The sequence below is a fragment of the Alcanivorax sp. HI0044 genome (assembly GCF_001634945.1).
In genome coordinates, this window is the sequence record NZ_LWEZ01001417.1 from 1 (window position 1) to 1,442 (window position 1,442).

General features: G+C 56.9%; 1 protein-coding gene and 1 pseudogene. One reads left to right on the forward strand and one right to left on the reverse strand.

What is annotated here, in order from left to right:
* Window positions 1–449, reverse strand: a pseudogene (locus A3730_RS20995) (ribonuclease D); the annotation flags it as partial.
* A 220-nt stretch (window positions 450–669) separates the two neighbouring features.
* Here A3730_RS20995 and gpmA point away from each other — a divergent pair.
* Complete coding sequence (gpmA, locus tag A3730_RS21000) at window positions 670–1,416, forward strand: 2,3-diphosphoglycerate-dependent phosphoglycerate mutase (protein ID WP_063520996.1); 747 nt, start codon at window positions 670–672, stop codon at window positions 1,414–1,416.
* Window positions 1,417–1,442: the final 26 nt, after the last annotated feature.

Below are 1,442 nucleotides of genomic sequence, written 5' to 3' on the forward strand. Positions count from 1 at the left end.
TCAGCGTAGTGAAGCTGCTCATCGCTCAATGGACGCTTCAGCCAGTTGGTGCGCGTTGCGCCTTTGGGTAGGTCAACACCCAGCAGCATCTGGACCACTTTCTGGTACCCCCACTGCATATCTTCGCCGCTCAGCGCCGCAGCAATCTGGGTATCTTCGATGGCAGCCGGGTATTGGCCGGTAAAGGTGGCAATGGCTTCCAGATCTTCCGAGCAGGCATGCATGACCAGGGTGTGCTGCTGAAACACCGGAGACAGTGTGGGGCCATCCACCCGGGTGGTATCAATCAGGCGAATTTGTTCACCGTCGTGTACCTGCACCAGCGCCAATTGCGGCCAGAAGGTGCGCTCGCGCATGAATTCCGTGTCCAGATACAGCGGGGTCCCCGCCGTCAGCCCACCTTGCCATTCACTGATTGCCTGATTGTCCTCGCACCAAAGATACGCCATGTTTTCGCCTTATCCGGGAATGAGAAAGCCCTTGAAACGGCTTTCACAGGTCATCGCTGCGCATGAAAAGGGCAAAATGGTCTGCAAAAAAACACACAGGACAGGCCTTGCCGGCAGCGGCAACAGAATTTGCGACGATTATACGGGCTGTGGCGCTCAATTTCCCGGCGCATTTCTGCTACTCTTTGCGCCGCATTGAAATCGCACAGGAATAACGCTAATGAGCACGAAACTGGTACTGGTCCGCCACGGCCAGAGCGTATGGAACAAGGAAAATCGCTTCACCGGCTGGAAAGACGTGGATCTGACCGATCAAGGCCGCGAGGAAGCCCGCACCGCAGGCGAGCTGCTGAAGGAAGCCGGCTTTGAGTTTGATGTGGCTTACACTTCAGTGCTCAAGCGTGCGATCCGCACTCTGTGGAGCATTCTGGACAACATGGACCAGATGTGGATTCCGGTGATCCGTGACTACCGCCTCAATGAACGCCACTACGGTGCCCTGCAGGGCCTGAACAAGGCGGAAACTGCCGCCAAGTACGGGGATGACCAGGTGCATATCTGGCGTCGCAGCTACGATACGCCACCGCCGAAAATGGAGCGCGATGACGAGCGTTATGCCGGCAACTTCCGGGTGTACAAGGACCTGAGCGAAGCGCAGATCCCTCTGTCAGAAAGCCTGAAAGACACAGTCGACCGCTTCGTGCCTTACTTCGAAAGCGACATCAAACCGCAAATCGAAGCCGGCAAACAGGTACTGATCTGCGCCCACGGCAACAGCCTGCGCGCGCTGGTGAAATACCTGGGTGACATTTCCGACGAGGAAATCGTCAAGCTCAACATCCCCACCGGCGTGCCGATGGTCTACGAGCTGGACGACAACCTGAAGCCCATCAAGAACTACTACCTGGGCGACGCAGAAGCGGCTGCAAAAGCAGCGGAAGCGGTGGCCAATCAAGGTAAGGCGTAAAAAGAGACTCAACAGGCTCCACGCGG

What these genes read in the sequence shown, in the direction of transcription:
- gpmA (WP_063520996.1), top strand. Translation starts at nt 670, where the DNA reads ATGAGCACGAAACTGGTACTGGTCCGCCACGGCCAGAGCGTATGGAAC.